General features: G+C 46.9%; 2 protein-coding genes. Both read left to right on the plus strand.

Annotated elements, in window-relative coordinates; all coding sequences use genetic code 11:
• The coding region (locus tag KDM92_RS18165) for a DUF4214 domain-containing protein (RefSeq protein ID WP_212685252.1) at positions 1-518 on the plus strand (518 nt) is incomplete at its 5' end.
• Positions 519-941: 423 nt separating this feature from the next.
• On the plus strand, positions 942-4,968 hold a 4,027-nt coding region (locus tag KDM92_RS18780; RefSeq protein WP_212685773.1), incomplete at its 3' end, for a DUF4347 domain-containing protein.

Genomic DNA, 4,968 nt, shown 5'->3' on the forward strand with positions numbered 1-4,968 from the left:
CTTCTTTCTTGGCATCAAACGAGTTCCAACAGGGAATTGGTAGTTTAGCCCGTCTCTACTTTGGGGCTTTTGATCGCATTCCTGATCGTGATGGTCTTGATTATTGGATCAAACAATATAACGCGGGAATGTCTTTATCCTCGATCAGCAATGCCTTTGTTGCGAGCACAGAATTCCAGCAAAAATATAGTGCCATCGATAATGCTCAGTTCATCGATCTGGTCTATCAGAATGTCTTACACCGTCCTGCGGATGCCGCTGGTAAAACCTATTGGGTCAATCAACTCTCTAGCGGCTTTAACCGCGGCGATCTACTCGCTAGCTTTACCGAATCGACTGAGTTCAAAGCCGCTTCACAAGCCAAGGTTTCTCTGACCCTCGACTTCGTCGGCCTGCTTGGGCGTGCTCCTGATCCCGCTACCTTTAATGAATTACTCAATCAACCGAATTCCGACTCTGTTACCCTCATTGGGCAGTTTATTAATTCTAATGAGTATATTGGACGCTTTTTAGAGTAAAGCAGAACTTTGTCACTCACTACAGAGGGCTACTTGTGCACTTTTCAGTAGCTCTCTGTATTTTTTAATGCAAGTTAATCATGTACTTTCATTTATTGTAGTAATAGGGCGCATATCGATTACTCGGCATCAATCAAAACATTCATACAGTCAGGTTACGCGTGATTTCAAATCTTATTTTTCTCCCCTCCAATCACATCGAGTTGATGCACACGTCTAGTCTAAATAGACTATAGACAATGTCATTCTAAAAAAGTATCGTCTCCAACTATTTACCGTAGAAATTTTTATCGCGCATTGAATTATTTACTCATCAATTTCGTGCTCTTCATTTGAACTGCTGACATGCTTCTCAATACGCAGCGGCACTTTCGTCATAGGTAGCAAGCTTTATTTCATGCGACTAATTTGAATATAGCGTGAATGCCTATCTCACGAAGTAATTTCCAAGACATTGGCTTAGCAATTACCGCCCCCTTCAATGCAACTACCTTTCAATTACCGTCTAGTACTGCAATGGACAAATTTAAACCAAGTATTATGAATTTACCTATGCAACAACATGGCACTCATTCCCCAGATCTAATCAATGTGAAGAATGATGTGCAAAGCAAAACACTTTCAACACAAAACACATCTGGAAATATCTTTGCGTCGCAAGAAGCCGGCAGCACTGCCCATATTATATTTATTGATAGTCGGGTCGCCGAAAGCAATAGCTTATTGCGAGACATTCCAATTGGCACTGAGCTTGTTTATATTACGCCCAGCGGTGAAGGGCTGCAGCAAATCGCGCAGCATTTGTCAGGAAAACTAGTCGATTCAATTCAACTTATTTCACATGGAAATGCAGGTGATATGTGGTTAGGTAGCAGTTATTTGAATCAACAAAATTTGAATAATAGCGCTACCACACTAGCACAAATCGGCCAATCAATTCGACCAGGTGGCGATATCTTGCTGTATTCCTGTGATTTAGCGCAGGGCGAATCGGGGTTACAGTTCATTCAAAGTTTCGCACATCTCACCGGTGCAGATGTCGCTGCTTCGGATGATCAAACTGGTGTAGGCGGTGATTGGGAATTAGAAATCACGACTGGCAAAATTGATGCTCCAACTATTATCACGTCGGAAGCGCAAGCAAACTATCCATATAGCTTAGCCACCTTAACAGTCACCACCAATTCTGACGTTGGCGATGACTTTAGTTTCTCAACACTAGCCAACGATATGATTGATGGTGGTGGGCTGTCACTACGAGAAGCACTAAGGTGGGTTAACGATGGGGATACAGTAACCTTTAGCGCCCCTATGAACATCGAATTAAACAGTAGGGAGCTCATTGTTATTCGAAGCATTAGTATCAACGGTGATCTTGACAAGAACGGCACACCCGATGTCGTCATTGATGCGAACTACAAAAGTGGTGTTCTCGAAATTATTTCTGGCGGTACCCCCTCGACCGTTACTTTAGATGGTCTAGTGCTTAGAGAAGGCCTTCTTTCCGGACCAGGAGCCTCATATAACAATCCAAACGCATTTAATATGCTTGGCGCGGGACTGAGTATCAGCATGAGTATCGTCAATCTCAGAAATTCTGATATCTCAGGTCATAGAGCGTCGGGTGGTGGAGGCAATAGTGGGTATAGTGCTTTTTCTGCTTTTCAAGCCTCGGGTATTGGCGGAGGAGGTGGTGGTGGATTTGCCGGTCAAGGTGGCGGTAAAGGAGGCGACTTTCAATCTTCCGCAGACGGTCAAGGTGCCGCTGGTGGAGGGGGGATAGGCGGTGATGGTAGTGCTGGTACTTATGCCGCCTATGCTGGTTCACAAGGTAAAGGGGGATCGACTGCCGGTGGCGCTGGTGGAAATATGCGATCAGGAGAATCCATCGGTGGGTCGGGTGGAACTGCTGGCATAGGAGGAAATACCATTGGTGGTGGCGGTGGCGCAGGCTCTGGACTTTCTGGATCTTCCAATACTGTTGGTAGTGGTGCCAATGCAGCAGCGGCGATATTCGTTAGCAGTATGTCGACACTTAATCTATCTAACACGCGTATTAGCAACAACTTAGCTGCCGGTGGTGGTGGGGCCGGCGGTACTGAATATGCCAAAGGCGGTAACGGTGGATTTGGTGTGGGCGGTATCTATAACATGGGAACCCTCAATTACCAAGATAGTTCGGTAACACGCAATAACAATTATGGTCAAGGTGGTGCTGGAGGTAGCGCATCCACCCGGAACACTGAACCGTTTACCGAAGGCGTGAATGGCGTTGGTAGCAATACAGGAAACGAATGGTTACTGAATGAAGCCGGCGCTAACGTCAATAGTAATTGGGTGCCCCCTGACACCACCCCACCTAGTGTTCTTAGCATAAATCGAACTGGCGCAGCAAACACGAATGCTAGCTCTGTGCAGTTTGCCGTCACATTCTCAGAGAGTGTGACTGGCGTTGACAATAGCGACTTTACTCTTACAAAATCAGCAGGTGTCAACGGCGATATTGCAAGCATTAGCGGCAGTGGTGCTAACTATGTAGTAACGGTCAATAACCTTAGTGGTAATGGCAATCTGCGCTTAGATCTGAACAGCAGCGGTACGAACATTTTAGATACTGCAGGAAATACAATTTTTGCAGGCTATAGCGTTGGCCAAGTCTATAACGTCGACACAACAAGCCCTAGCGTCTCTAACGTTACGGCTCCAAACAATGGCACGTATGGCAATGGTCAAATGCTCAATTTGACAGTCAATTTTGATGAACCGGTTACTGTTGATGTCACAGGTGGAACACCTAGTATTCCTATCATTTTAGATATCGGTGGCAGCGTGGTAGCGAGCTACGTAAGTGGCAGCGGCACCAATGCCCTTTTGTTTCAATACACAATCGCCAACGGCAATGTTGATTCAAACGGCATTACTATCGGTAGTGCAATATCTCTAAATGGTGGCAGCTTAAAGGATACCACTGGCAATTCCGCGAATCTCACACTAAACAATGTTGGTGCCAGCAATTTAGTTTTTGTGGATGCGGTAGCCCCGACAATGAGTTCAGTGACAACACCGCCAATTGGTACCTATGCGATCGGTCAAGCACTCAACTTTACTGTCAACTTTAACGAGGCGGTAAACATCACTGGCTCTCCCACACTCAATTTAAATTTGGATATCGGCGGAACCGTAGCGGTAAATTATGCGAGCGGTAGTGGCACGAACGCTATCACATTTAGCTACATCGTAACGAGCGGAAACGCGGATACAAATGGTGTAAGCCTAGCCAACACTATCAATTTAAATAGCGGCACAATCAAAGATCTCGCTGGCAATAACGCACCGCTGTCACTCACTGGTATTGGATCACTGACAAATGTCTTAATCGATGGCATAGCACCAACGGTAACTTCGACTAATCGTGTTTCATCAGCCAGCACCAATGCAACGAGCGTGCAGTACACAGTCACGTTCTCCGAAAGCGTCACCGGTGTGGATACTAGCGACTTCACTCTTACCACAACGGGCGGTGTTGCTGGCACCATCGCAGCCATTAGCGGCAGCGGCACTACCTATACCGTCACCGTCAATAGCATCACTGGCGATGGCACCATGCGCCTTGACTTAAAGAATTCTGGCACTGGTATTGCGGATGCTGCGACCAATGTCATTGCCACAGGCTACACCAGTGGTCAAGTCTACACCTTGGATACCACTGCACCTAGCGCCCCAAGCACGCCAGACATGACAGCTGGTACGGATACAGGTATCTCCAACACCGACAACATCACCGCAAGCACCACACCTACTTTTACAGGAACGGCAGAACCGAATAGCACGGTTAAATTGTACGACACCGATGGTGTAACCTTATTGGGTACCGGTGCTGCAGATGGTGCGGGCAACTGGAGCATTACCAGCGCAACACTAACCAACGGATCACACACGATCAAAGCTAGCGCAACCGATGCCGCAGGTAATGTTGGCGTCTTGAGTTCAGGTTTGTCCGTTTCGATTGCCTCGCCAACCATTAGCAGCGCCACCTATGACGCAGCCACCGGCATCCTCTCGGTCACTGGCAGTGGCATGATCACCAATGATTCAATTGATGTTAGCAAATTGAGTCTCGTAGGCGAAAGTGGTGCGTCCTATACACTCACCACACCGAGTGTCAATGCGAGCAGTCCGACCGCGTTCTCTATTAACCTCAATGCCGCAGATAAACTCGCAATCAATGGTCTGCTCAATAAAAATGGATTACAAGCAGTAAGCGGTACCGTCTTTAACCTAGAAGCAGCACTAAATTGGGATAGCACCAGTAGCTCCGGTGCGGATCTGACAGGCAATGCCGTCACGGTATCAAATGTGACTGCACCAACAATTACTTCAGCGACCTACGATGTCACAACGCACATCCTGACCGTCACAGGTACAGGTTTGGTTAAAACGCTAGGTGCCA

The organism is Affinundibacterium baiyunense, from assembly GCF_018139645.1.
Taxonomy (GTDB): domain Bacteria; phylum Pseudomonadota; class Gammaproteobacteria; order Burkholderiales; family Burkholderiaceae_D; genus Undibacterium; species Undibacterium baiyunense.